A 25109-nucleotide genomic window follows, 5' to 3' on the forward strand; every position below is an offset into this window, starting at 1 on the left:
AAAAATGATAACTTTAAAATCAGCACGTGAAATCGAAGCTATGGACAAGGCTGGTGATTTCCTAGCTAGTATCCATATAGGCTTACGTGATTTGATTAAGCCAGGCGTGGATATGTGGGAAGTAGAAGAGTATGTTCGTCGACGTTGTAAAGAAGAGAATTTCCTTCCTTTACAGATTGGCGTGGATGGGGCAGTCATGGATTACCCCTATGCCACCTGTTGCTCTCTCAACGACGAAGTAGCTCACGCTTTTCCACGTCATTACATCTTGAAAGATGGCGACTTGCTCAAGGTAGACATGGTACTGGGTGGTCCGATTTCCAAATCCGACCTCAATGTGTCAAAACTCAACTTTAATAATGTTGAGCAAATGAAAAAATACACCCAAAGTTATACTGGTGGTTTAGCAGACTCATGTTGGGCTTATGCGGTCGGTACACCGTCTGAAAAAGTGAAGAACTTGATGGACGTAACCAAGGAAGCTATGTACAAAGGGATTGAGCAAGCAGTTGTCGGCAATCGTATCGGTGATATCGGTGCGGCCATTCAAGAATACGCTGAAAGTCGCGGTTATGGCGTAGTGCGTGATTTGGTTGGTCATGGTGTCGGCCCAACTATGCACGAGGAGCCAATGGTCCCTAACTATGGTGTTGCAGGTCGTGGTCTCCGTCTCCGTGAAGGAATGGTGCTGACCATTGAACCCATGATCAATACTGGGGATTGGGAAATTGATACAGATATGAAGACTGGCTGGGCTCATAAAACCATCGATGGCGGCCTATCTTGTCAATATGAACACCAGTTTGTGATTACAAAAGACGGTCCTGTTATCTTGACAAGTCAAGGTGAAGAAGGAACGTATTAAAACGAAAGGAGCTTAGCTCCTTTTTTTGTGTCAAATTTAGTCAAAATAAATAAGCGTAGCAGACTTCTTACAAATTTATTCTTTTGTAGTAAAATAGGATTAGAATTTTGAGAAAGTAGGTAATTCGTTGGAGTCGATTATATTTCTAGTATCCGTTTTTTTAGCAGGTATTCTGTCCTTCTTTTCACCCTGCATCTTTCCTTTGCTACCTGTCTATGCTGGTATTTTACTGGATGATCAGGGGAATTCGAAAAGCTTTCGATTTTTTGGAAGAGACGTTGCATGGTCAGGTTTAATTCGGACCTTGTGCTTTATTGCTGGGATCTCCCTCATTTTCTTTATTTTGGGATTTGGAGCTGGTTTCCTAGGATATATGCTCTATGCTGACTGGTTTCGTTATCTTATGGGAGCAGTCATTATCCTCTTGGGCCTTCACCAGATGGAAATTTTGCATTTCAATAAACTGGAAGTTCAAAAAACAGTCACCTTCAAAAAATCACAGTCGAATCACTATCTGTCAGCCTTCTTGCTTGGAATAACCTTTAGTTTTGGTTGGACCCCTTGTATCGGACCTGTTTTAAGTTCGGTCTTGGCTCTTGCGGCTTCAGGAGGGAATGGTGCTTGGCAAGGAGCTATACTAACCTTAGTGTATACATTGGGAATGGCTCTACCTTTCATCGTTTTGGCCTTGGCTTCGGGCTGGATCATGCCCTACTTTAGTAAATTAAAACCCCATATGATCCTACTAAAGAAAATCGGGGGAGCTTTGATTATTTTGATGGGCTTGTTATTAATGCTAGGGCAGTTAAATGCCTTGTCAGGAATTCTTGGATAAAAGGAGAAAAAGATGAAAAAAGTTATTTTTGCGGGATTGAGCCTCATGTCTCTATTCTTGTTGATTGCCTGTGGCGAAAAAGAAACCAAACAAACGGAAAGTCCAAAACAGCCTGCTGTACAACAAATCGCAGTAGGAAAGGATGCACCAGACTTCACCTTGCAGTCTATGGATGGCAAAGAAGTCAAGTTATCAGACTATAAGGGCAAAAAGGTCTATTTGAAATTCTGGGCTTCTTGGTGTGGTCCTTGTCGAAAGAGTATGCCAGAGTTGATGGAATTAGCTGCAAAACAAGATCGGGACTTTGAAATACTAAGTGTCGTTGCACCAGGACTACAAGGTGAAAAAACAGTTGAAGAGTTTCCAAAATGGTACCAAGAACAAGGCTACAAGGATATACCAGTTCTATATGATACCAAAGCAGCTACCTTCCAAGCCTACCAAATTCGTAGCATTCCAACAGAATACTTGATTGACAGTCAGGGTAAAATTGGAAAAATCCAATTTGGTGCTATTAGCAATGCAGATGCTGAAGCAGCTTTTAAAGAGATGAAATAAATTAAAGAATACGAAAAAATCGCGAAGAATCGCGATTTTTTTATAATTTTTCATTGATAAAGCGGATGAATTGGTTCCACCAAACTTTTAAGAAGAAGGCTTTTTCAACTTTCTTTTCAGAAACCATTTCAAAAGATGGTTTTTCAGAAGTGAGGTAGCCTTGTCCGATCAAATCTTGGTCATCAAAGGTTAGAGTACCGACAACCTTTCCTTCTTCCAAAGGAGCAGTTTCTGATGTTGATTTTGGTGTGAATTGAAGAGCTGATGTAGTTCCGCTTCCAACTCGTTGGACAACAGCAATATCTGATTTAGCAACTGCAGGCACGCTGTCTTCTTTTCCATCAAGGACAGTAACCTTACTATCTTTGTAAGTTTCACCTTTTTTAACAACAGTTTGTAGGCTAAAGTTTGCAGAAATATAATCTAAAAGTGCAGAAGTAGCTGTAAATCGTGCATAAGGATTGCCGTCTTGTTGATCGGCATTTAAAACAACTGTAATGATACGCATCCCTTTTTCGACAGTGGTTCCAACGAAAGAAGCTCCTGCCTTATCAGTTGTTCCTGTCTTTAAACCGTCAATTCCTCCTCGGTAGGCTGGCATCCCCTCCAACATAGAGTTAGTTGAGTGGATTTCAAGCCCAGCAAAAGTAGAAGATGCTTTTTTGGTAATTTCTAAAACCTGCGGATAATCTCGGATGAGGTTACGAGCAACGATGGCAACATCGTAAGCACTAAGTTTATTTTCTTCGTCTTTCTTAGAACCTGGATAGATGTTATCTCCAAGAGTCTCGTTGTTTAATCCAGTTGTGTTTACAATAGTTGCATCCTGGATTCCCCATTCCAAAAGTTTCGCCCTCATTTTGTCAACGAAGTCTTTCTCAGAACCGGCAATCTTTTCTGCTAGCGCAATTGCAGCACTGTTTGCACTGGATACCATTGTAGCCTCTAATAGTTGTTCAACAGTATAATTTCGAGCTTCCATAGGGACGTTACTTGCTTCTGAATTGGTGGTGAGCTGGTATGGATAGTCTGAAATATCAACAGGGGTTGATAGGCTGATGGTTCCTTGTTCCAAGGCCTCATAAACCAAATAGACAGTAACAAGTTTTGTAATAGAAGCAATCTCGACAGGCTGACTCGCATCTTTTTCATAAAGGATTTTTCCTGTTGTTGCTTCAACAGCAATAGCGTGCTTAGCAGCAACATCAAAACTTTGAGCTGAAACAGTAGAGATAGTGCCAAAAGTAAGAAGTGTTAGTAAGGATATAATTATTTTTTTCATATTAGCTTTATTTTATCATAAAGGGAAAAAATATTCTTGCTTTTATGCTGAAGCCTTCGTATCTTTTTTTAGAAATATGGTAAAATAGATAGAAGGAGGATAGTTATGTTCCGTAGAAACAAATTATTTTTTTGGACAGCCGAAATCTTACTATTGACCATTATTTTTTATCTTTGGAGAGAGATGGGGGCCATCATTACTCCCTTTGTCACAGTTATCAATACGATTATGATTCCATTCTTATTGGGGGGATTTTTCTACTACCTGACAAATCCAATCGTAACCTTCTTGGAGAAAAGATGTAAGATCAATCGTTTGATTGGTGTCTTGGTCACTCTTTGCGCCTTGATTGGAGCCATCGTGGTTGGTGTAGTTTATCTCTTACCTATTTTAATCAACCAGCTGACAAGTTTGATTATCTCTAGCCAAAATATCTACAGCAGACTGCAGGATTTGGTTATTGATTTATCAATGAATCCTATTTTCCAAAATATTGATATCCAGAAAACCATTCAACAGTTAAATCTATCCTATGTCGATATTCTCCAAAATATCCTTAATAGCGTTAGCAATAGCTTAGGAAGTGTCCTTTCTGCTTTATTTAGTACAATCCTTATTCTTATTATGACACCAGTCTTCTTGATCTATTTCCTACTGGATGGCAACAAATTTTTACCGATGTTGGAACGAACAGTTCTCAAACATGACAAGCTGAACCTAACTAGTCTCTTGAAAAATTTGAACGCAACTGTAGCAAGATATATCAGTGGAATTGCGATTGATGCTGTCATAATCGGATGTTTGGCCTATGTGGGTTACAGTGTTATTGGTTTGAAGTATGCCTTAGTCTTTGCCATTTTTTCTGGCATTGCCAATCTGATTCCATATGTTGGTCCAAGTATTGGTTTGATTCCGATGATTATTGCAAATGTATTCACCGATCCTCAACGAATGTTAATTGCAGTTGTCTATATGCTGATTATTCAACAGGTTGATGGCAATATTCTCTACCCTCGTATCGTTGGAGGGGTTATGAAAGTTCATCCAATCACCATTTTAGTCCTTCTCTTACTATCAAGTAATATCTATGGTGTGATTGGTATGGTAGTAGCAGTACCTAGCTATTCTATCTTAAAAGAAATTACTAAGTTCTTGGCGAAATTGTATGAAAATCATAAGGAAGCCAAAGAACAAGAAAAAACAGAATCAGTTTAAAAATCAGGGAAACCTGGTTTTTTACTTATATAAATAAGCTTTAAAACTAAAATATCATAGAAAAGAGGATCTTGATAAGAAGCGGAAGAAAGGGATCCCATAAGATTTAGATTAATTAACAAAATATGTGTAAAACACTTGCAATTTAGCTGAAATTTGATAAAATAGTAAGGAAAGTTAGACTGTATTGCCTACTGTCTATCTATAAAATATATTTTATTGGAGGCTTTTACTCAAATGGCAAAAGAAAAATACGATCGTAGTAAACCACACGTTAACATTGGTACTATTGGACACGTTGACCACGGTAAAACTACCCTAACTGCAGCTATCACAACTGTTTTGGCACGTCGCTTGCCTTCATCAGTTAACCAACCTAAAGACTATGCGTCTATCGATGCTGCTCCAGAAGAACGCGAACGCGGTATCACCATCAACACTGCGCACGTTGAGTACGAAACTGAAAAACGTCACTATGCTCACATCGACGCTCCAGGACACGCGGACTACGTTAAAAACATGATCACTGGTGCCGCTCAAATGGACGGAGCTATCCTTGTAGTAGCTTCAACTGACGGACCAATGCCACAAACTCGTGAGCACATCCTTCTTTCACGTCAGGTTGGTGTTAAACACCTTATCGTCTTCATGAACAAGATCGACTTGGTTGACGACGAAGAATTGCTTGAATTGGTTGAAATGGAAATCCGTGACCTCTTGTCAGAATACGACTTCCCAGGTGACGATCTTCCAGTTATCCAAGGTTCAGCTCTTAAAGCTCTTGAAGGTGACTCTAAATACGAAGACATCATCATGGAATTGATGAACACTGTTGACGAGTACATTCCAGAACCAGAACGTGACACTGATAAACCATTGCTTCTTCCAGTCGAGGACGTATTCTCAATCACTGGACGTGGTACAGTTGCTTCAGGACGTATCGACCGTGGTACTGTTCGTGTCAACGACGAAATCGAAATCGTTGGTATCAAAGAAGAAACTTCAAAAGCAGTTGTTACTGGTGTTGAAATGTTCCGTAAACAACTTGACGAAGGTCTTGCTGGAGATAACGTAGGTGTCCTTCTTCGTGGTGTTCAACGTGACGAAATCGAACGTGGACAAGTTATCGCTAAACCAGGTTCAATCAACCCACACACTAAATTCAAAGGTGAAGTCTACATCCTTACTAAAGAAGAAGGTGGACGTCACACTCCATTCTTCAACAACTACCGCCCACAATTCTACTTCCGTACTACTGACGTTACAGGTTCAATCGAACTTCCAGCAGGTACTGAAATGGTAATGCCTGGTGATAACGTGACTATCGACGTTGAGTTGATCCACCCAATCGCCGTAGAACAAGGTACTACATTCTCTATCCGTGAGGGTGGACGTACTGTTGGTTCAGGTATGGTTACAGAAATCGAAGCTTAATTCGATTTAGTTCCCAGAAGAACAATTATTTAAGTCAGACACTAAAAGAATCTTGCTTTGCAAGGTTCTTTTTTTCATTCAAATGATCTTAGAAGGTCTTCTAGTATAGCGATATGATAGATTTTTTGGTATAATAAAGGTTATGGAAATCGAAAAAACCAATCGCATGAATGCGCTTTTTGAATTTTATGCTGCGCTTTTGACAGATAAGCAGATGAATTATATTGAACTCTACTATGCAGATGACTACAGTCTTGCGGAGATTGCTGAAGAGTTCGGTGTTAGTCGCCAAGCTGTTTATGACAATATCAAGCGGACAGAAAAGATTCTGGAAGACTATGAGATGAAATTGCACATGTATTCAGACTACATTGTCCGCAGTCAGATTTTTGATCAGATCTTGGGACGTTATCCAAAGGATAATTTTTTACAGGAGCAGATAGAAATTTTAACAAGCATTGATAATAGAGAATAAGAGGAAGAAAAATGGCATTTGAAAATTTAACAGAACGTTTACAGAACGTCTTTAAAAATCTACGTAAAAAAGGAAAAATTTCTGAGACTGATGTCCAAGAAGCAACCAAAGAGATTCGTTTGGCCTTGCTGGAAGCCGACGTTGCTTTGCCTGTTGTAAAGGACTTTATCAAGAAGGTTCGTGAACGTGCAATCGGACACGAGGTCATTGATACCCTTAATCCAGCACAACAGATTATCAAAATCGTTGATGAGGAATTGACAGCCATTTTAGGATCTGATACAGCTGAAATTATCAAGTCACCAAAGATTCCTACGATTATCATGATGGTTGGTTTGCAGGGGGCTGGTAAAACAACCTTTGCTGGTAAGCTGGCTAACAAACTCAAGAAGGAAGAAAATGCTCGTCCTTTGATGATTGCTGCAGATATTTATCGCCCAGCTGCCATCGATCAGCTGAAAACACTTGGACAACAGATTGATGTACCAGTTTTCGCTCTTGGAACAGAAGTACCAGCTGTTGAGATTGTTCGTCAAGGTTTGGAACAAGCTCAGGCCAACCACAATGACTATGTCTTGATTGATACAGCGGGTCGTTTGCAGATTGATGAACTCTTGATGAATGAGCTTCGTGATGTTAAGGCCTTGGCTCAACCAAACGAAATCCTGCTCGTCATTGATGCCATGATCGGTCAGGAAGCGGCCAATGTCGCCCGTGAGTTTAATGTTCAGTTAGAAGTAACTGGGGTTATTCTTACCAAGATTGATGGGGATACTCGTGGTGGTGCGGCTCTATCTGTTCGCCATATTACTGGAAAACCAATCAAGTTCACTGGTACGGGTGAAAAGATTACAGATATCGAAACCTTCCACCCAGATCGTATGTCTAGCCGTATCCTTGGCATGGGGGATATGCTCACTTTGATTGAGAAAGCTTCTCAGGAATACGATGAGCAAAAAGCCCTTGAAATGGCTGAGAAGATGCGTGAAAACACCTTTGATTTCAATGATTTCATTGATCAATTAGATCAGGTGCAAAACATGGGGCCAATGGAAGATTTGCTCAAGATGATTCCAGGGATGGCTAACAATCCAGCCCTTCAAAATATGAAGGTGGATGAGCGCCAGATTGCGCGTAAACGTGCCATCGTGTCTTCTATGACTCCTGAAGAGCGTGAAAATCCTGATTTGTTAAATCCAAGTCGTCGCCGTCGTATCGCTGCAGGTTCTGGGAATACCTTTGTCGAAGTCAATAAATTCATCAAAGACTTTAATCAGGCCAAACAGCTCATGCAAGGTGTCATGTCTGGGGATATGAACAAGATGATGAAGCAGATGGGGATCAATCCAAATAACCTCCCTAAAAATATGCCAAATATGGGTGGCATGGATATGTCTGCCCTTGAAGGAATGATGGGACAAGGAGGTATGCCTGACTTGTCAGCTCTCGGAGGAGCAGGAATGCCAGATATGAGCCAGATGTTTGGTGGGGGACTCAAGGGTAAAATCGGTGAATTTGCCATGAAACAGTCTATGAAACGCATGGCCAACAAAATGAAAAAAGCGAAGAAGAAGCGTAAATAAAAAAGGAAAGCAGAAGTGCTTTCCTTTTTATATAAAATATGTGCTTTCTATGATTAGGCAATTTTTTTACTCGAAAAATGACTAAATAGAAAGAGTGATTTCAAATCCATGCATCCATTCAGATTTTACCGTGATATCGATTTTTAAAGCATCTGCTAATTGTTTGACCAGATAGAGACCCATGCCTGTTGATTTTTTCCTTGTCTCTCCTGAATCACCTGTAAATCCTTTTTCAAAGATATGAGGGAGGTCGCAAGCTTTAACTCCGCAGCCATTATCCCTAATAATCAGATTTGTGCGCCCCTTATCCTTTGACATAGAAATCTTGAGTTCTGGCTTATCGGAGCTATATTTAATGGAGTTGGCTAGTATTTGAGACAGGATAAATTCAAAACTGCGTTGATCGGTGTAGTAGTTTCCCTGTATATTTTCTAGCTGAATCGTAAAATTCTTTTCTTTAAGCAAGGGAGCAAAGTTTTCCAAAAGATCCTGAATACACTCTTGGAGGTCGACATCTTCAAATAGAAAATCATTTTTTTCACTTTTAACCCTATAATAGAATAGTATCTGTGATACATTTCCTTGGATTTGATTTTTTACATAATCCAACTTAAAAGCTGTATCCTTTGGCAGCTGGTCACTTTGGTTGTCCAAAAGGAGGGAAAGAAGCGATAGAGGGAGTTTGATTTCATGAGCCCATTTTTCAACATAGTCCTCGTACTCGGCTAGTAATGAGTTGAGTTTTCCTATTTCCGTTTGCCTTTGGTAAAGCGCATTTGCGATTTCTTCGATGCTTTCTTTCTCTGAGGCACTTGATAAACGCAATAATTCCAGCTCCGTATCCATCTTAGGATTGTCTATGAAAGCCTTATAAGCAGCTGATTTTTTTCTTTCTTTTTTTATAAGTAGAAATGATAGGATGAAAAAGAGCAGGACTGAAGCTAAGAGATAGAGGAGGATGAGGACTTGAAACTTTCTCACGTCTGAAAGCCAAAGCAGGACAGCTGTAAATAGATCAAATGCTAAAAGAACAAGTAACCAGGGCAGATAGGCAGCCAAATATTTAAGATTCTGTTTCATCTTGCCTTTCCTCTTCCAATTTGTAACCGATGCCTCTGACGGACTTGACTTGAAGGGCAATGCCAGCCTGTTTCATCACCTTTTTGAGCCTTGCAATGTTTACTTGAAGAGCATTTTCATCGATGAACTCAGTTGTGTTCCATAGTTTCATACTTAGTTCTTCTTTTGTGACGACAGGAGCATTAGTAACCAATAAGGTTTCTAACAATTTCCCTTGATTTTGGGGGAGTAAAATCGAGTGTCCATTGATATAAAGGGTATAGGTCTGTCTATCCAGCAGAAAATTATCTTTTTCAAGTAGATTTTGTCTGCCTTCATAGCGTTTCAAGATATTTTCTATACGTGCCAAAAATCTTTCTTTCTTGAAAGGCTTTGTTAAGTACTCGTCTGCCCCTAATTTCAGGGCGTAGATTTCATCCTTTAATTGTTCACGAGAGGTGAGAACCAGTATGGGCACAGAGCGTTTGGACTTGAGATTTTTACAAATTTGAAAACCTGTTTCTCCCGGCAAATTCAAATCCAGTATGATTAGATCCGTATCGTATTGCAGCACTTGCTGGGTTGTATCTTTGAAGTCAGTCAACTTATTAACTTGATAACCCGCTTTCTCTAACAAGATAACAATTTCATCTCGAATCAAGGCTTCATCTTCAATTACCAGAATATGCTTCATATCGGTTCCTCCTTTTCCTATTTTATTCTACCTTATTCATCTCTTTTGGGTTCCATTAAGGACAACAAGTACTTGTTGCTATTTTTCTTTACAATTCTGATATAGACGACTTCAAATCCAGCTAAGAGCAGTACTATCAGCATGGCTGTGATAAATTTCTGCCCCATAACCATTCTTGCGCTAGCGGGCACTATTCCTGTGAGGAGGGAGCTCACTCCGAAGCTACTACTGAGAAGTGCAATGGCTATTGGTAGACCAAAATACCAGTTGATTTGCTTTTCTGACGATTTACAAAGAGTTTCGTAGTTGGCTCCGAGATGGATCAAGGTTTGGTATCGTCTGTAGGATTGTCTTTGTCCCATCAAAAACTGAACGCCAATGATTGTATTAGCGACAACAAGGAAGATGATAGCCAGATAGATAGTGATATAGCTAGCAGAGATAATGTAAAATAATTGTCTTCCCATGTTTTGTATATAACTTTCATAGCCAAGAGAGGTTTGATTCAGCTTTTCATTGGTATCTGAGATAGCTCTCATCAGGCCTTTTTCCTTGACTAGCTCAGGAGCCAAGATACCGCTGACATAGTTCGAATAGTGACCGTCTGTATAGTTCATAAAGACTTCATCTGTGACTATGAGGGCAACAGAGAGGGTGATTTCACGATCCGTTACAATCGGTAAAGACTGTACTTCGCCAATCAATTTTATATCATTTCCCATGACGTTGATTTGAGGATTTGTCTTTAGGACAGAGTTAACCAAGTTCTCATCAGGGAGAAAATCTTTCCCCATATACAAGTAGGCTTCCTTGCTAGTTAATTCTAGAGGAGGGAGATTGGCAGCCTTTCTAAGTTCATTGTATTCGGAAACTGGTATGAGGTGGGAAGTAGTAGACTGTTTAAATCTTTGGAGCAAAATTTCCTTGTTCTTGCTGCCTTTTTGCTTTTTCAACTCATTGATGATCTCTTCGAAGGACACGGACTCGTTTTCTTTTGGTTTCCCGACTTTGATTTGTAGAATCTTTGAGAACTGTGATGCTAGTCCTTCTGCTTCAAGCTCTTTTTTAACTGTATTCACATCAAGATTTTCATCTGATTCTTGCTTGCTATCTCTAAATGTATAATCCAATACGTGGGTTTGATTGCCTGAATTGCCGCTTGCAATGGCAACACCTGCTCCAAAGAGGCACAAGGCAGAGAAGATTAAGAGGGAGCAGATGGCCAGTATAGTTGAGCGCTGGATAACTAATTCCTGAATCTGTCTAAAATTATAGGTATGGAGTTTTCGATTGCTACCAAGATTGACCAGAATGTCTATAAATAAACGCATACCAAAGAAAAGTAGGATAGTTCCAAAAGTTCCCAAGAGAACAGTGAAGCCCATGGTTATAACACTTTCCCACGCTCGTCCACTCATCCCCAAGTAATAGGCTGTTCCGAGAAGCAAGATTCCGAGGACGGAAGCAAGAAGGTATACCCCCTTGGGAAGTAGTTTCTTCATACCAGAAGGAGAATAGGCAAGAAGATCTCCGATTTCCTTATTGGCTGTTTTTGCACTTAAAAGAACAAAGACGACTAATTTAACAGCTAGGAAGCCGATGACTGTATAGACTAGAGCTGTAGTAGATAGAGAAAATTGATGTTCAATAATCCCCAACCCAACAATTTTGGCTGTTATTAGACTAATTAGTTCCGAAATTAAGATGGCAATAGGAAGGCCTATTCCAAGAGCAAGGATGCTGTTTCTCAAATTCTCGAGTAGGAGCAGTAAGAACAGTTTACCTCTCCGCATGCCTAGTGTGAGATAAACACCAAATTCATGTTTTCTCCTTTCCATCTGCATACTGCTTGCGAAGTAGACTAGAAAAAAGAGGATAAAGAGTGTTGCTACATAAAGAATCGGAATCATGCTAAAGAGTTTATTTACAGCGTCACTCTCTATGTGTTTGAGAAAGATCATCACATCTTGATGGGACAAAGAAAGGATGATGTAAAAGGAGATAATAGAAAGAACCATGGAACTGAAGTACAAGCCATTATTTTTTCTATCTCTCTTGCTATTTCTTGAGACTAATTTAGAAAACATTGCCATCACCTCCAGCTAGGGCTGCCATAACCTTTAGTATTCTGTGGTAAAAATCCTCTTGACTTTCTCTTGGATAATCGCGTCGGATTTCATGGAAGAGTTTTCCGTCTTGGATAAACAAGATGCGGTTGCAAAAGCTGGCTGCAACTGAATCGTGAGTCACCATGAGAATGGTGGTTTCTTCCACTTGATTCATTTCGGATAATTTTTGCATCAAAATGGTCGCATTTTTAGAGTCCAAAGCCCCAGTGGGCTCATCCGCAAATACAATCTTAGGGTCTAAAATCAAGGCACGCGCAGCAGCTACCCTTTGCCGTTGACCACCTGATAATTGAGATGGGAACTTATCCAGAAGTTCAGAAATATCTAGATATTGGGAAAGCAATTCTAACCGAACTTTGCTTTCGTTGGCATCGACCTTGTGCAAAGACAAGGGGAGTAAAATATTTTCTTTAGCTGTCAGATTGTCCAAAAGCTCAAAATTTTGAAAGAGATAGCCAATTTCCTTGCCACGATAATCAGATAACTGACTACCTTTTAATTGACCTAAATCTTTTTCTTGCATTTGAATAGAGCCGTCAGTTGGCTTTATGATTGTGGCGAGACAGTTAAGAAGGGTTGTTTTCCCAGAACCGCTACTCCCCATAATTCCTAAGAACTCGCCTTTGACAACTTGAAAAGATATGCCGTTCAAGGCCTTGGTGATATTCGGCTCTTTTCCATAATGCTTTTTTAATGATTCTACTCGTAAAATGGTTTCCATGTGAAACACCTCCATCTTTTGCTACTTTCATTATAGTATGAATCAGAGTAGAATAACACTTACGGATGATGTAAGAAATCTTTATCGCTGACCTCTATGGTCAGTTTATTGGACTTATACTTATTATATTATAGCATGATTTTAAGGATTTAAAAAGAGAAGTAGGGGGTTGTAGGAATTCCTACAATCTTGAAACCATTGAATTTCAAAATTGAAAAAAAGTCCTAGAAATCAACATTTCTAGGACTTTTTAACTTATTAACTCTATTCCCACTCAACGGTTGCAGGTGGTTTACTTGTGATGTCGTAGACGATACGGTTGACGTGGTCAACTTCGTTTACGATACGTACAGAAATCTTTTGAAGGACATCCCAAGGAATTTTGGCAAAGTCAGCTGTCATACCATCAATAGAAGTGATAGCGCGGATGGCAATGGTGTAGTCATATGTACGACCGTCACCCATAACACCTACTGAACGAACGCCTGTGTTGACAGTGAAATATTGCCAGATATCGCGGCCAAGACCAGCTTTAGCGATTTCTTCACGAAGGATAGCATCAGACTCACGGACAGTTTCTAGTTTTTCTTCAGTGATTTCGCCCATGACACGGATAGCAAGTCCTGGCCCTGGGAATGGTTGACGCCATACGATGTGGTCTGGCATACCAAGCTCTGTACCAAGGGCACGAACTTCGTCTTTATAAAGAGTGTTCAATGGTTCAATCAATTCAAACTGCATGTCCTCTGGAAGTCCACCCACGTTGTGGTGAGACTTGATGGTTTGCGCAGTATCCGTACCTGACTCGATCACGTCTGTATAAAGAGTTCCTTGTGCTAGGAATTTCACATCTTTCAGTTTGCTTGCTTCATCATCAAATACATAGACAAACTCGTTACCGATAATCTTCCGTTTTTGTTCAGGATCAGAAACACCTGCCAATTTATCCAAGAAACGTTTGGCAGCGTCTGCTTTGACAATGTTCAAACCAAACTTACCACCAAGCATATCCATAACTTGGTCAGCCTCCCCTTTACGGAGAAGACCGTGGTCTACAAAGATACAGATCAGTTGATCGCCGATGGCTTTTTGGAGAAGAACTCCAACAACAGAAGAGTCAACACCACCTGAAAGACCAAGGAGAACACGTTTGTCTCCAACCTTTTCACGGATTTGTTTGATTTGCATCTCGATAAAGTTGTCCATAGTCCAATCACCTTTGGCACCACAGATATTCAAGGCAAAGTTACGAAGGATATCATAGCCGTGAACTGAATGGCGAACCTCTGGATGGAATTGGATACCGTAGATATGTTTGTCAGGATTTTCAATAGCTGCATAAGGACAGTCAGCAGAAGTTCCAGTACGAACAAAATCAGCAGGAATTTCTGTTACAGCATCGCCATGGCTCATCAAAACAATCTGTTCTTCTGGTGTACCTTCAAAAAGGGCAGAAGGAGTGTGAGTAAGTGGGGATTGACCATACTCGCGGTTACCAGCATCACCTGCAGGAACAACTTTTCCCCCAAGTTTATGAGTTAAAAGTTGCATACCATAGCAGATTCCTAAAATCGGAATACCAAGTTCAAAAATTTCTGGGTCAATATCAAATGATCCCTCTTCATAAACAGAATTTGGTCCACCTGAGAGAATGATCCCTACAGGGTTAATGGCACGAACCTCTGCAGCTGAAATTTTATGGCTTTTTAGCTCTGAAAAAACACCAATTTCACGAATACGGCGTGAAATCAGCTGGTTGTATTGGCTACCATAGTCCAGTACGATGATTTTTTCGACATCTTGCAAATCAGTTGAAATCTTGCTCATCATTTTCCTTTCTCAAAAGAAATATCTTTTTCAATATTCTATCACAAATAGGGGCGAATTACCAACTAAACAAGGCAAAGTTTGACTTTTTCTTAGCAAATACGGTACAATGGAGAAAATAAAGAAAAGAAGTGAGAATCATGTTACCAGCTTATATGAAAATCCACGATCAGATCAAGAAGGATATAGATGAGCATCATTGGAAAATCGGAGAGAGACTTCCAAGTGAGCGAGATTTAGCTGAACAGTTTCAAGTGAGCCGGATGACATTACGCCAGGCTATCTCTCTCTTAGTTGAGGAAGGAGTTTTGGAGCGTCGTGTAGGAAGTGGGACCTTTGTCTCTAGCACTCGTGTCCAAGAAAAAATGCGGGGCACCACTAGTTTTACGGAGATTGTCAAATCCCAAGGGAAAGTTCCTTCTAGTCAGCTGATTTCCTATAGGAGAACCATTCCCAATGAGCAGGAAGTGGCAAAGCTAGGTATTTCACCAACTGAGAATATCATCCGTATGGAGCGAGTTCGGTATGCCGATCAAGTTCCACTAGTCTATGAAGTCGCATCCATTCCTGAAAAATTTATTAAGAATTTTAAAAAAGAAGAAGTAACCAGTCATTTCTTTCAGACCTTGCAAGAACATGGTTACCGAATTGGAAAATCCCAACAGACCATTTATGCGAGATTGGCTAAGGAAAAGATTGCTCACTATCTAGAAGTTGAAAAGGGGCATGCAATTTTAGCCTTGACTCAGGTTTCTTATCTCGATGATGGGACAGCTTTTGAATATGTCAAGAGTCAGTATGTGGGTGAACGTTTTGAATTTTATCTTGAAAACAACTAGTCTAGAAAGGCTAGTTTTTAGTTTCTAAGAAGATTAGAATTGTCAAAACAATTTGTCTAGGCTTGATTTTATTCATTATTTACTATAAAATGAGAAGGAAAAACGTCAAACTTTTATATTGCAAATAGGAGAAAAAATGACAAAAACATTAAAACGTCCTGAGGTTCTTTCACCTGCTGGGACTTTAGAAAAACTGAAAGTAGCTGTTCAATATGGTGCGGACGCAGTCTTCATCGGTGGCCAGGCCTATGGTCTTCGTAGCCGCGCGGGTAACTTCACTTTCGAACAAATGGAAGAAGGAGTACAGTTCGCTGCTAAGTATGGTGCTAAGGTTTATGTAGCTGCTAATATGGTCATGCACGAAGGAAACGAAGAAGGGGCCGGAGAATGGTTCCGTAAATTACGTGATATTGGGATTGCAGCGGTTATCGTGTCTGATCCAGCCTTGATCATGATTGCAGCAACAGAAGCACCAGGACTTGAAATCCACCTTTCAACCCAGGCTAGTGCGACTAACTACGAAACCCTAGAATTCTGGAAAGAACTTGGTTTGACTCGTGTTGTTTTGGCGCGTGAGGTTTCTATGGAAGAATTGGCAGAGATTCGCAAACGTACAGATGTTGAGATTGAAGCCTTCGTTCACGGAGCTATGTGTATTTCATACTCTGGTCGTTGTACTCTTTCTAACCACATGAGTATGCGTGACGCCAACCGTGGTGGATGTTCACAATCTTGCCGTTGGAAATACGACCTTTACGATATGCCCTTCGGTAAGGAACGTAAGAGTCTCAAGGGAGAAATTCCTGAAGAATTCTCTATGTCTGCGGTTGATATGTCTATGATTGATCATATCCCAGATATGATTGAAAATGGTGTGGACAGTCTTAAGATTGAGGGCCGTATGAAGTCTATCCACTATGTTTCAACAGTAACAAACTGCTACAAGGCTGCTGTTGATGCCTATCTTGAGAGCCCTGAAAAGTTTGAAGCTATTAAGCAAGACTTGATTGATGAAATGTGGAAGGTTGCCCAACGTGAGTTGGCTACAGGTTTCTACTACGGAACACCATCTGAAAATGAACAACTGTTCGGAGCTCGTCGTAAGATTCCTGAATACAAGTTTGTTGCAGAAGTAGTAGCCTATGATGAGGCTACACAAACAGCAACTATTCGTCAACGTAATGTTATCAACGAAGGCGACCAAGTTGAGTTCTACGGTCCAGGCTTCCGTCATTTTGAAACTTTTATCGAAGACCTTCACGATGCTAAAGGAAATAAAATCGATCGTGCCCCAAATCCAATGGAACTTTTGACTATCAAGGTTCCTCAACCAGTAGAAGCTGGTGACATGGTACGTGCCCTGAAAGAAGGTCTCATCAATCTTTACAAAGAAGATGGAACAAGCGTCACAGTTCGTGCCTAGATAAGGAAAAAGAATGGTTCAAGCTCAGGGCTTACTAGTAGATCATGAAAGCAGATGTGTTCATTACCATGGTGATAAGGATATCGTAGCCTTACAGTGCTATGAGTGTCAGAAATACTATGCCTGTTATCAGTGTCATAATGAACTGGAGTCGCACATATTTTCTCCCTATCCTTTAAATCTGAAAGAGGATAGACCTATCTTATGTGGCTCCTGTGGGAATACGCTAACCTATGAGGAGTATACAGAGACGGGCACTTGTCCATTTTGTAATGCTGCATTTAATCCAGCTTGTCAAAATCATTACTCAATCTATTTCAGATAAGAACTGACAAAACCGAGTTGTAAAACTCGGTTTTTTTGTTTTCAGAAAACAAGGAAAGGCAGTGAAAGTGGTATGAAAAGAGAATAAAATTTTCTATATAATTGTCTTGAAAATCGTAAAATTGGAAATAAATGATTCGAAACGCTTCCATTACAAGCAAACAGTTGACAAAAGCAAATTTTAGGACTAAACTAGGGATGTAAATTTAATTTAAAAAAGGAGAATTCGTCATGAATTTAACATTTTTCGGACTTTGTCTTGCCTGTATGGGTGTATCTATTGCTGAAGGAATGATTATGAGTAATCTCTTCAAGTCTGCCGCTCGTCAACCTGAAATTATCAACCAATTACGTAGCCTTTTAATTCTTGGTGTTGCCTTTGTAGAAGGTACCTTCTTTGTAACCCTAGCGATGGCATTTGTCATTAAATAGACAACTCTATTTAGAAATGGAGGTGTCAAACCATGGAAGAAAGTTTGAATCCAACCGTTAATATTGGACCAATATCCTTTGATTTGACCCTGCTTGCCATGTCTCTTGTAACTGTTTTGATGGTTTTTGCCTTTGTCTACTGGGCAAGTCGTAAAATGACCATCCGTCCAAAGGGCAAACAAAATGCTCTTGAGATGATTTATGATTTTGTGATTAGTTTTGCCAAACCAAACATTGGAGATTCATACATCAAGGACTATTCCTTGTTCCTATTTTCTCTATTTCTGTTTATCTTGGTTGCCAATAATATTGGTTTAATGGCAAAAGTACAAACAACAAACGGTTATAACTTGTGGACTTCTCCAACAGCCAACCTTGGATACGATTTATCCCTCTCATTATTGATCACTTTGATCGCTCATGTAGAAGGAGTTCGTCGTAGAGGCATTAAAGAATATTTGAGAGCATTTGTTACACCTGGCTTTATGACTCCGATGAACATTTTAGAAGAGTTCACCAATTTTGCCTCTTTGGCGATTCGGATATACGGAAATATTTTTGCCGGTGAGGTTTTAGCAGGATTGCTATTGGCCTTGTCACAACATGCCTTGTATTGGTATCCTTTGGCCTTTATTGCAAACATGTTATGGACAGCATTTTCGATTTTCATTTCATGTATTCAAGCTTATGTATTTACCATGTTGTCATCTATGTACATTGGTAAAAAAATAAATGAAGGGGAAGAGTAAGTAGAGGAGGATTAGAAGATGGATTTAACTATTAGTACCATTATTGGTGACTTTATTCTGATCGCTGGTTCCTTCCTTTTATTGATCTTTTTAGTGAAGAAATATGCTTGGGGAAATATTACCAGTGTCTTAGATGAACGCGCTGAAAAGATTTCTTCAGATATTGATGGTGCCGAGGAAGCCCGTAAAAAGGCAGAGGAGCTTGCTAGCAAACGCGAAGCTGAGTTAGCAGGTAGCCGTACCGAAGCTAAAATGATTATCGAGAATGCAAAGGAAACAGCTGAGAAAAGTAAAGCTGATATTTTGGCTGAAGCTAAACTTGAAGCAGGGCGCTTAAAAGAAAAAGCCAACCAAGAAATTGCTCAAAATAAAGCTGAAGCTTTACAAAGTGTTAAGGGAGATGTGGCAGACTTGACAATCAGTCTAGCTGGAAAAATTATCTCTCAAAACCTTGACGGTCAGGCCCATAAAGAACTCATTGATCAGTATATCGATCAGCTAGGAGAAGCTTAATGGACAAAAAGACTCTAAAGGTAATTGAAAAATACAGCATGCCTTTTGTCCAATTGGTGATTGAAAAAGGAGAAGAAGACTCTATTTTTTCAGACTTGACTCAAATCAAGCAAGTTGCTGAAGAAACTGGCTTACCTACTTTTTTATCTCAAGTGGAGGTAGATGAGTCGGATAAAGAAAAAACAGTTCGTTTTTTCCAAGGTTCTGTGTCACCTTTAATGCAAAACTTTATCGAGGTTCTACTCTACAATCATCGATCCAATCTTTTTTATGATGTGATTGTAGATTGCTTGAATCGTCTTGAAAAAGAAACCAATCGTTTTGAAGTGACTATTTTGTCTGCACATCCTTTGACTGACGAACAGAAAGAACGCCTCCTTCCTCTAATCGAGAAGAAGATGTCTTTAAAGGTTCGCAGTATTAAGGAAAAAATTGACGATAGTTTAATCGGTGGTTTTGTTATTATTGCCAATCACAAGACAATTGATGTGAGTATTAAACAGCAACTTCGTGTTGTTAAAGAAAATTTGAAATAGAAAGTGGTGTTCTTTTGGCAATTAACGCACAAGAAATCAGCGCTTTAATTAAGCAACAAATTGAAAATTTCAAACCCAATTTTGATGTGACTGAAACTGGTGTTGTAACCTATATCGGGGACGGTATTGCGCGTGCCCACGGCCTTGAAAATGCCATGAGCGGAGAGCTCTTGATTTTTGAAAACGGCTCTTATGGTATGGCGCAAAACTTGGAATCAACAGACGTTGGGATTATCATTCTCGGTGACTTCACGGATATCCGTGAAGGAGACACTATCCGTCGTACGGGTAAAATTATGGAAGTTCCTGTCGGTGATAACTTGATTGGACGTGTTGTGGACCCACTTGGTCGTCCCGTTGATGGTCTCGGAGAAATCCATACTGACAAGACTCGTCCAGTAGAAGCACCAGCTCCTGGTGTTATGGAGCGTAAGTCTGTATCAGAACCATTGCAAACAGGTTTGAAAGCTATTGACGCCCTTGTTCCAATCGGTCGTGGCCAACGTGAGCTGATCATCGGTGACCGTCAGACAGGGAAAACCACCATTGCGATTGATACTATCTTGAACCAAAAAGGTCAAGATATGATCTGTATCTATGTAGCGATTGGACAAAAAGAATCAACAGTTCGTACACAAGTAGAAACACTTCGTCAGTACGGTGCCTTGGATTACACAATCGTTGTGACAGCCTCAGCTTCACAACCTTCTCCATTACTCTTCCTTGCTCCATATGCAGGGGTCGCTATGGCAGAAGAATTCATGTACCAAGGGAAGCATGTTTTGATTGTATATGATGATCTTTCAAAACAAGCGGTAGCTTATCGTGAACTTTCTCTCTTGCTTCGTCGTCCACCAGGTCGTGAAGCCTTCCCAGGGGATGTTTTCTACCTCCACAGCCGTTTGCTTGAGCGCTCAGCTAAAGTTTCTGACGAGCTTGGTGGTGGATCAATCACAGCCCTACCATTTATTGAGACGCAAGCAGGAGATATCTCTGCCTATATCGCAACCAACGTGATTTCAATTACAGATGGACAAATCTTCCTTGGAGATGGTCTCTTTAACGCAGGTATTCGCCCAGCTATTGATGCGGGTTCATCTGTATCCCGTGTAGGTGGTTCCGCTCAGATTAAAGCCATGAAGAAGGTTGCTGGTACTCTTCGTATCGACCTTGCTTCATACCGTGAGTTGGAAGCCTTCACTAAGTTTGGTTCTGACTTGGATGCGGCTACTCAAGCTAAGTTGAATCGTGGTCGTCGTACGGTAGAAGTATTGAAACAACCTGTTCACAAGCCTTTGCCTGTTGAGAAACAAGTGACAATCCTGTATGCTTTGACACACGGATTCTTGGATACAGTTCCTGTAAATGACATTGTTCGCTTTGAGGAAGAGTTCCATATCTTCTTTGATGCACAACATCCAGAGATTTTGGAAACCATTCGTAAAACAAAAGACTTGCCAGAAGAAGCAGTCTTGGATGCTGCGATTACCGAGTTCCTCAATCAATCCAGCTTCCAATAAGAATAGAGGTGTCAGATGGCAGTATCTCTAAATGATATTAAAACAAAAATCGCCTCAACCAAGAATACTAGTCAAATCACCAATGCCATGCAAATGGTATCAGCTGCTAAGTTAGGTCGCTCTGAAGAAGCAGCTCGAAACTTTCAAATATACTCTCAAAAGGTTCGTAAACTCTTGACAGATATCCTTCACGGAAATGGAGCTGGTGGTTCAAACAATCCTATGTTGATTAGTCGTCCAGTTAAAAAGACAGGCTATATTGTCATCACTTCAGATCGTGGTTTGGTTGGGGGCTACAATGCTTCCATCCTTAAAACTGTTATGGAGTTGAAAGAAGAATATCATCCAAATGGAGATGACTTTGAAGTCATTTGTATTGGTGGTATGGGAGCTGACTTTTTCAAGACTCGTGGCATTCAACCAATCTATGAATTACGAGGCTTAGCTGACCAACCTAGTTTTGATGAAGTTCGTAAAATTATTTCAAAAACGATTGAAATGTATCAAAATGAACTTTTTGACGAACTCTATGTCTGCTACAATCACCACGTTAATACGCTCACCAGCCAAATGCGTGTGGAGCAAATGCTTCCGATTGTAGACCTCGATCCGAACGAGGCAGACGAGGAGTATAGCTTGACATTTGAGTTGGAAACAAGCCGAGAAGAAATTTTGGAGCAATTGTTGCCACAGTATGCTGAAAGTATGATTTACGGGGCTATTATCGATGCCAAGACAGCTGAAAATGCCGCAGGTATGACAGCTATGCAGACAGCGACTGATAATGCCAAGAAAGTCATCAATGATTTGACAATCCAGTATAACCGTGCCAGACAGGCGGCGATTACACAAGAAATTACAGAAATTGTAGCAGGTGCTAGCGCCTTAGAATAAGGCTTTAGTCCAGCTCGTATGAAAATGAACTTATACTCAATGAAAATCAAAGAGCAAACTAGGAAGCTAGCTGTAGGCTGTACTTGAGTACGGTAAGGCGACGCTGACGTGGTTTGAATTTGATTTTCGAAGAGTATTAGGACCTAGTTGAGCTAGGAACCGACAGTATCTTATATAGAATAGGAGAAGGAGATGAGTTCAGGTAAAATTGCTCAGGTTATCGGACCCGTTGTAGACGTCTTGTTTGCAGCAGGGGAACCACTTCCTGAGATTAATAATGCACTTGTCGTCTACAAGAATGACGAAAGAAAAACAAAAATCGTCCTTGAAGTAGCCTTGGAGTTGGGTGATGGTATGGTCCGTACGATCGCCATGGAATCAACAGATGGTTTGACTCGTGGAATGGAAGTTTTGGACACAGGCCGTCCAATCTCGGTTCCAGTAGGTAAAGAAACTTTGGGACGTGTCTTCAATGTTTTGGGAGATACCATTGACTTGGATGCTCCTTTTGCTGAAGACGCTGAGCGTCAGCCAATTCATAAAAAAGCTCCAACTTTTGATGAATTGTCTACCTCTTCTGAAATTCTTGAAACTGGTATTAAGGTTATCGACCTTCTTGCCCCATACCTTAAAGGGGGGAAAGTCGGACTCTTCGGTGGTGCCGGAGTTGGTAAAACCGTCTTGATCCAAGAATTGATTCACAACATTGCCCAAGAACATGGTGGTATATCCGTATTTACTGGTGTTGGGGAACGTACCCGTGAGGGGAACGACCTCTACTGGGAAATGAAAGAATCAGGCGTTATCGAGAAAACAGCCATGGTATTTGGTCAGATGAATGAACCACCAGGAGCACGTATGCGTGTTGCCCTTACTGGTTTGACCATCGCCGAATACTTCCGTGATGTAGAAGGCCAAGATGTGCTTCTCTTTATCGACAATATTTTCCGTTTCACTCAGGCTGGTTCAGAAGTATCTGCCCTTTTGGGTCGGATGCCTTCAGCCGTTGGTTACCAACCAACACTTGCAACGGAGATGGGTCAATTGCAAGAGCGTATCACGTCAACTAAGAAGGGTTCTGTAACCTCAATCCAGGCTATCTACGTGCCTGCGGATGACTATACTGACCCTGCGCCAGCAACAGCCTTCGCTCACTTGGATTCAACGACTAACTTGGAACGTAAGTTGGTACAGTTGGGGATTTACCCAGCCGTTGACCCACTTGCTTCAAGCTCTCGTGCCTTGGCACCTGAGATTGTTGGTGAGGAGCACTATGCTGTAGCTGCGGAAGTTAAACGTGTTCTTCAACGTTACCATGAATTGCAAGACATCATTGCTATCCTTGGTATGGATGAACTCTCTGATGAAGAAAAAACCTTGGTTGCGCGTGCCCGCCGCATCCAGTTCTTCTTGTCACAAAACTTCAACGTTGCGGAGCAATTTACTGGCCAACCTGGTTCGTATGTACCAGTAGCGGAAACGGTTCGTGGCTTTAAGGAAATCCTTGAAGGGAAATATGACCAGCTACCAGAAGATGCCTTCCGTGGTGTCGGTTCAATCGAAGACGTCATTGCTAAGGCAGAGAAAATGGGATTTTAAGAGGTGACCTATGGCTCAGTTAACTGTCCAGATCGTGACACCAGATGGCCTTGTCTATGATCACCATGCCAGCTTTGTATCAGTGCGAACTCTGGATGGTGAGATGGGGATCTTGCCACGACATGAAAATATGATTGCGGTTTTAGCGGTTGATGAAGTAAAGGTAAAGCGAATCGATGATGATACTCATGTAAACTGGATTGCAGTGAACGGAGGGATTATCGAGATTGCCAATGACATCATTACCATTGTAGCCGACTCAGCAGAGCGTGCTCGTGATATCGATATCAGTCGTGCGGAACGTGCCAAACTTCGCGCCGAACGAGAAATCGAAGAAGCCCATGAAAAGCATTTAATAGACCAAGAACGACGTGCTAAGATTGCTCTTCAACGTGCCATTAACCGTATTAATGTTAGAAATAAACTATAAAAAATGAACTTGAAACTCAAGTTCATTTTTTTATCTTAGTTAGAAAAACTGATGCAAACTGCTTCTGGGACATGGAAGTCGTTAGAAAGCTCTGCAAGACGACCAGTTTCAGGATTGCGCTTAAAGACCGTTGCATTATCAGAATCTTGGTGAACAGCAATCAAAAATTCCTGATCAGGTGTGATATCAAAATCACGTGGTGTTTTACCGTGACTTGGAACAATCTCTAATAATTCCAAACTACCATCAGCGAGGATTGTATAGACTGCAATGGAATCATGGCCTCGGTTGGAAGCATAGAGGTATTTACCATCTTTTGAAAGACGTATAGCAGCAGTGCCGTTAAAGCCCGTATACCCGTCCGGCAAGGTTGAAATAACTTGCATGCGTTCAAATTCACCAACACCATCATAAATCAAGACCTCTATGGTGCTATTCAGTTCGCAGATGAGATAGGCAATCTTATAGTGGTTATGAAAAACGATGTGACGAGCACCTGCTCCAGGCTGGCTTTGATAAGTATTGAGTTTACTTAGTTTGCCTTCTGGACTAACATCATAGGTCGTTACTTCATCTGTACCTAGATCACAGGTGACGAGATACTGGTCAGGTGTTAGATCCGTAAAGTGTACATGTGGGGAAGTTTGGTTTTCATGAGGACCTTGTCCACTATGCTGATCTAGATCCGTTTGGATGAGGCTACCATCCGCTTGACGTTTATAAACTAGAACTTGACCTTTATGATAGTTGGCACCGTACACGAGACTACGCTTTTCATCCACTGCCACATAACAATGAGGAGCGCCATCTTCAACTACATGGTTTAACAAAGCGCCATCGGTCTTGTAAGCAGCGATTCCACCTAAGCCATCCTGACTTCCTACGGTGTATAAGTGTTGTTTCTGGTCAAAGGCAAGGTAGGTCGGACTGGGTTCAGCAGCAAAAAGTTCAAGGTTTGCAAGCTGGCCTGTTTCTGTATCAAAATCTGCCTTGTAAATCCCTTTAGATAAGCGACGAGTGTAAGTTCCAAAATAAACAGTTTCTTTCATGTCCATACCTCTTAATAATGATAAGTTCATTATACCACAAAATAACTGCCATGATGCATCAGTCTTATTTATGTAAGCACTTTAAAAAAGAGTTATTTTAGATTAAAAATGGTATAATGAGAGA

25 protein-coding genes are annotated in these 25109 nt (G+C 40.7%); 18 read left to right on the plus strand and 7 right to left on the minus strand.

Annotated features, from left to right (window positions below):
• Positions 1–4 precede the first annotated feature (4 nt).
• From ACUW6H_RS01545 to sdbB, 3 genes are all read left to right on the plus strand, one after another.
• Complete coding sequence (locus ACUW6H_RS01545) at positions 5–865, plus strand: methionyl aminopeptidase (RefSeq protein WP_247944249.1); 861 nt, start codon at positions 5–7, stop codon at positions 863–865.
• Positions 866–992: 127 nt separating this feature from the next.
• On the plus strand, positions 993–1700 hold the full coding sequence (ccdA2, locus tag ACUW6H_RS01550; RefSeq protein ID WP_454360313.1) for a thiol-disulfide oxidoreductase-associated membrane protein CcdA2: 708 nt from the start codon (positions 993–995) through the stop codon (positions 1698–1700).
• Between the two features lie 12 nt (positions 1701–1712).
• Positions 1713–2258 (plus strand): thiol-disulfide oxidoreductase-associated lipoprotein SdbB, encoded by a 546-nt coding sequence (gene sdbB / locus ACUW6H_RS01555; RefSeq protein ID WP_454360315.1) that lies wholly within the window; start codon positions 1713–1715, stop codon positions 2256–2258.
• A 40-nt stretch (positions 2259–2298) separates the two neighbouring features.
• Here sdbB and pbp3 read toward each other — a convergent pair whose 3' ends face one another.
• Positions 2299–3540, minus strand: a complete 1242-nt coding sequence (gene pbp3, locus ACUW6H_RS01560; RefSeq protein ID WP_454360317.1) for a D-alanyl-D-alanine carboxypeptidase PBP3 — start codon at positions 3538–3540, stop codon at positions 2299–2301.
• 105 nt (positions 3541–3645) lie between these two features.
• On the opposite strand from pbp3, the gene ACUW6H_RS01565 reads away from it, so the two are divergent.
• From ACUW6H_RS01565 to ffh, 4 genes are all read left to right on the plus strand, one after another.
• Positions 3646–4755 (plus strand): AI-2E family transporter, encoded by a 1110-nt coding sequence (locus ACUW6H_RS01565; protein WP_454360318.1) that lies wholly within the window; start codon positions 3646–3648, stop codon positions 4753–4755.
• A 237-nt stretch (positions 4756–4992) separates the two neighbouring features.
• Positions 4993–6189 carry an elongation factor Tu gene (gene tuf, locus ACUW6H_RS01570; protein ID WP_001040723.1) on the plus strand — a complete coding sequence of 399 codons (1197 nt, stop codon included), beginning with the start codon at positions 4993–4995 and terminating at the stop codon, positions 6187–6189.
• A 142-nt stretch (positions 6190–6331) separates the two neighbouring features.
• Positions 6332–6664 (plus strand): putative DNA-binding protein, encoded by a 333-nt coding sequence (locus ACUW6H_RS01575; RefSeq protein WP_096407446.1) that lies wholly within the window; start codon positions 6332–6334, stop codon positions 6662–6664.
• Positions 6665–6675: 11 nt separating this feature from the next.
• Entirely contained in the window at positions 6676–8247 is a 1572-nt protein-coding gene (gene ffh, locus ACUW6H_RS01580) for a signal recognition particle protein (protein ID WP_454360321.1), read from the plus strand.
• Between the two features lie 81 nt (positions 8248–8328).
• Here the strand turns inward: ffh and ACUW6H_RS01585 are convergent, their stop codons facing one another.
• The 5 genes from ACUW6H_RS01585 to guaA form a co-directional block, all read right to left on the minus strand.
• The gene (locus ACUW6H_RS01585) at positions 8329–9327 is read right to left on the minus strand and encodes a sensor histidine kinase (protein ID WP_454360323.1); all 999 of its coding nucleotides are present in this window, start codon (positions 9325–9327) and stop codon (positions 8329–8331) included.
• Positions 9311–10000, minus strand: a complete 690-nt coding sequence (locus ACUW6H_RS01590) for a response regulator transcription factor (protein WP_454360325.1) — start codon at positions 9998–10000, stop codon at positions 9311–9313. Before ACUW6H_RS01590 ends, ACUW6H_RS01585 begins: the two co-directional genes overlap by 17 nt.
• A 32-nt stretch (positions 10001–10032) precedes the next feature.
• Complete coding sequence (locus ACUW6H_RS01595; RefSeq protein ID WP_454360327.1) at positions 10033–12087, minus strand: FtsX-like permease family protein; 2055 nt, start codon at positions 12085–12087, stop codon at positions 10033–10035.
• Positions 12077–12850 carry an ABC transporter ATP-binding protein gene (locus ACUW6H_RS01600; RefSeq protein ID WP_454360329.1) on the minus strand — a complete coding sequence of 258 codons (774 nt, stop codon included), beginning with the start codon at positions 12848–12850 and terminating at the stop codon, positions 12077–12079. The genes ACUW6H_RS01595 and ACUW6H_RS01600 overlap by 11 nt, the downstream gene beginning before the upstream one ends.
• Before the next feature lie 264 nt (positions 12851–13114).
• Entirely contained in the window at positions 13115–14677 is a 1563-nt protein-coding gene (gene guaA / locus ACUW6H_RS01605) for a glutamine-hydrolyzing GMP synthase (protein ID WP_454360331.1), read from the minus strand.
• Between the two features lie 140 nt (positions 14678–14817).
• On the opposite strand from guaA, the gene ACUW6H_RS01610 reads away from it, so the two are divergent.
• The 11 genes from ACUW6H_RS01610 (at position 14818) to ACUW6H_RS01660 (ending at position 23936) form a co-directional block, all read left to right on the plus strand.
• Positions 14818–15516 carry a GntR family transcriptional regulator gene (locus tag ACUW6H_RS01610; protein ID WP_042769144.1) on the plus strand — a complete coding sequence of 233 codons (699 nt, stop codon included), beginning with the start codon at positions 14818–14820 and terminating at the stop codon, positions 15514–15516.
• A 136-nt stretch (positions 15517–15652) separates the two neighbouring features.
• A complete protein-coding gene (locus ACUW6H_RS01615; RefSeq protein ID WP_454360334.1) occupies positions 15653–16939 on the plus strand; it encodes a peptidase U32 family protein in 1287 nt (428 codons plus the stop codon).
• Positions 16940–16952: 13 nt separating this feature from the next.
• Positions 16953–17264 (plus strand): CHY zinc finger protein, encoded by a 312-nt coding sequence (locus tag ACUW6H_RS01620; RefSeq protein ID WP_454360336.1) that lies wholly within the window; start codon positions 16953–16955, stop codon positions 17262–17264.
• A gap of 230 nt (positions 17265–17494) precedes the next feature.
• Complete coding sequence (locus tag ACUW6H_RS01625) at positions 17495–17695, plus strand: F0F1 ATP synthase subunit C (protein WP_045591509.1); 201 nt, start codon at positions 17495–17497, stop codon at positions 17693–17695.
• Positions 17696–17727: 32 nt separating this feature from the next.
• Positions 17728–18444 carry a F0F1 ATP synthase subunit A gene (atpB, locus tag ACUW6H_RS01630; RefSeq protein ID WP_454360338.1) on the plus strand — a complete coding sequence of 239 codons (717 nt, stop codon included), beginning with the start codon at positions 17728–17730 and terminating at the stop codon, positions 18442–18444.
• Between the two features lie 18 nt (positions 18445–18462).
• Positions 18463–18957, plus strand: coding sequence for a F0F1 ATP synthase subunit B (atpF, locus tag ACUW6H_RS01635; RefSeq protein ID WP_454360340.1), 495 nt, complete (start codon positions 18463–18465; stop codon positions 18955–18957).
• The gene (locus tag ACUW6H_RS01640; protein WP_454360342.1) at positions 18957–19493 is read left to right on the plus strand and encodes a F0F1 ATP synthase subunit delta; all 537 of its coding nucleotides are present in this window, start codon (positions 18957–18959) and stop codon (positions 19491–19493) included. The genes atpF and ACUW6H_RS01640 overlap by 1 nt, the downstream gene beginning before the upstream one ends.
• A gap of 14 nt (positions 19494–19507) precedes the next feature.
• Positions 19508–21013: a F0F1 ATP synthase subunit alpha gene (gene atpA / locus ACUW6H_RS01645; protein WP_454360344.1), complete on the plus strand. Its 1506-nt coding sequence runs from the start codon at positions 19508–19510 to the stop codon at positions 21011–21013.
• A gap of 15 nt (positions 21014–21028) precedes the next feature.
• The gene (locus tag ACUW6H_RS01650) at positions 21029–21907 is read left to right on the plus strand and encodes a F0F1 ATP synthase subunit gamma (protein WP_454360346.1); all 879 of its coding nucleotides are present in this window, start codon (positions 21029–21031) and stop codon (positions 21905–21907) included.
• Positions 21908–22099: 192 nt separating this feature from the next.
• Positions 22100–23506 carry a F0F1 ATP synthase subunit beta gene (gene atpD / locus ACUW6H_RS01655; RefSeq protein ID WP_096407408.1) on the plus strand — a complete coding sequence of 469 codons (1407 nt, stop codon included), beginning with the start codon at positions 22100–22102 and terminating at the stop codon, positions 23504–23506.
• 10 nt (positions 23507–23516) lie between these two features.
• Positions 23517–23936, plus strand: coding sequence for a F0F1 ATP synthase subunit epsilon (locus ACUW6H_RS01660; protein ID WP_000068035.1), 420 nt, complete (start codon positions 23517–23519; stop codon positions 23934–23936).
• Between the two features lie 35 nt (positions 23937–23971).
• On the opposite strand, the gene ACUW6H_RS01665 is transcribed toward ACUW6H_RS01660, so the two are convergent.
• Complete coding sequence (locus ACUW6H_RS01665; RefSeq protein WP_454360348.1) at positions 23972–24985, minus strand: lactonase family protein; 1014 nt, start codon at positions 24983–24985, stop codon at positions 23972–23974.
• Between the last annotated feature and the right edge of the window lie 124 nt (positions 24986–25109).

The organism is Streptococcus sp. 151470009-6 (genome assembly GCF_053628175.1).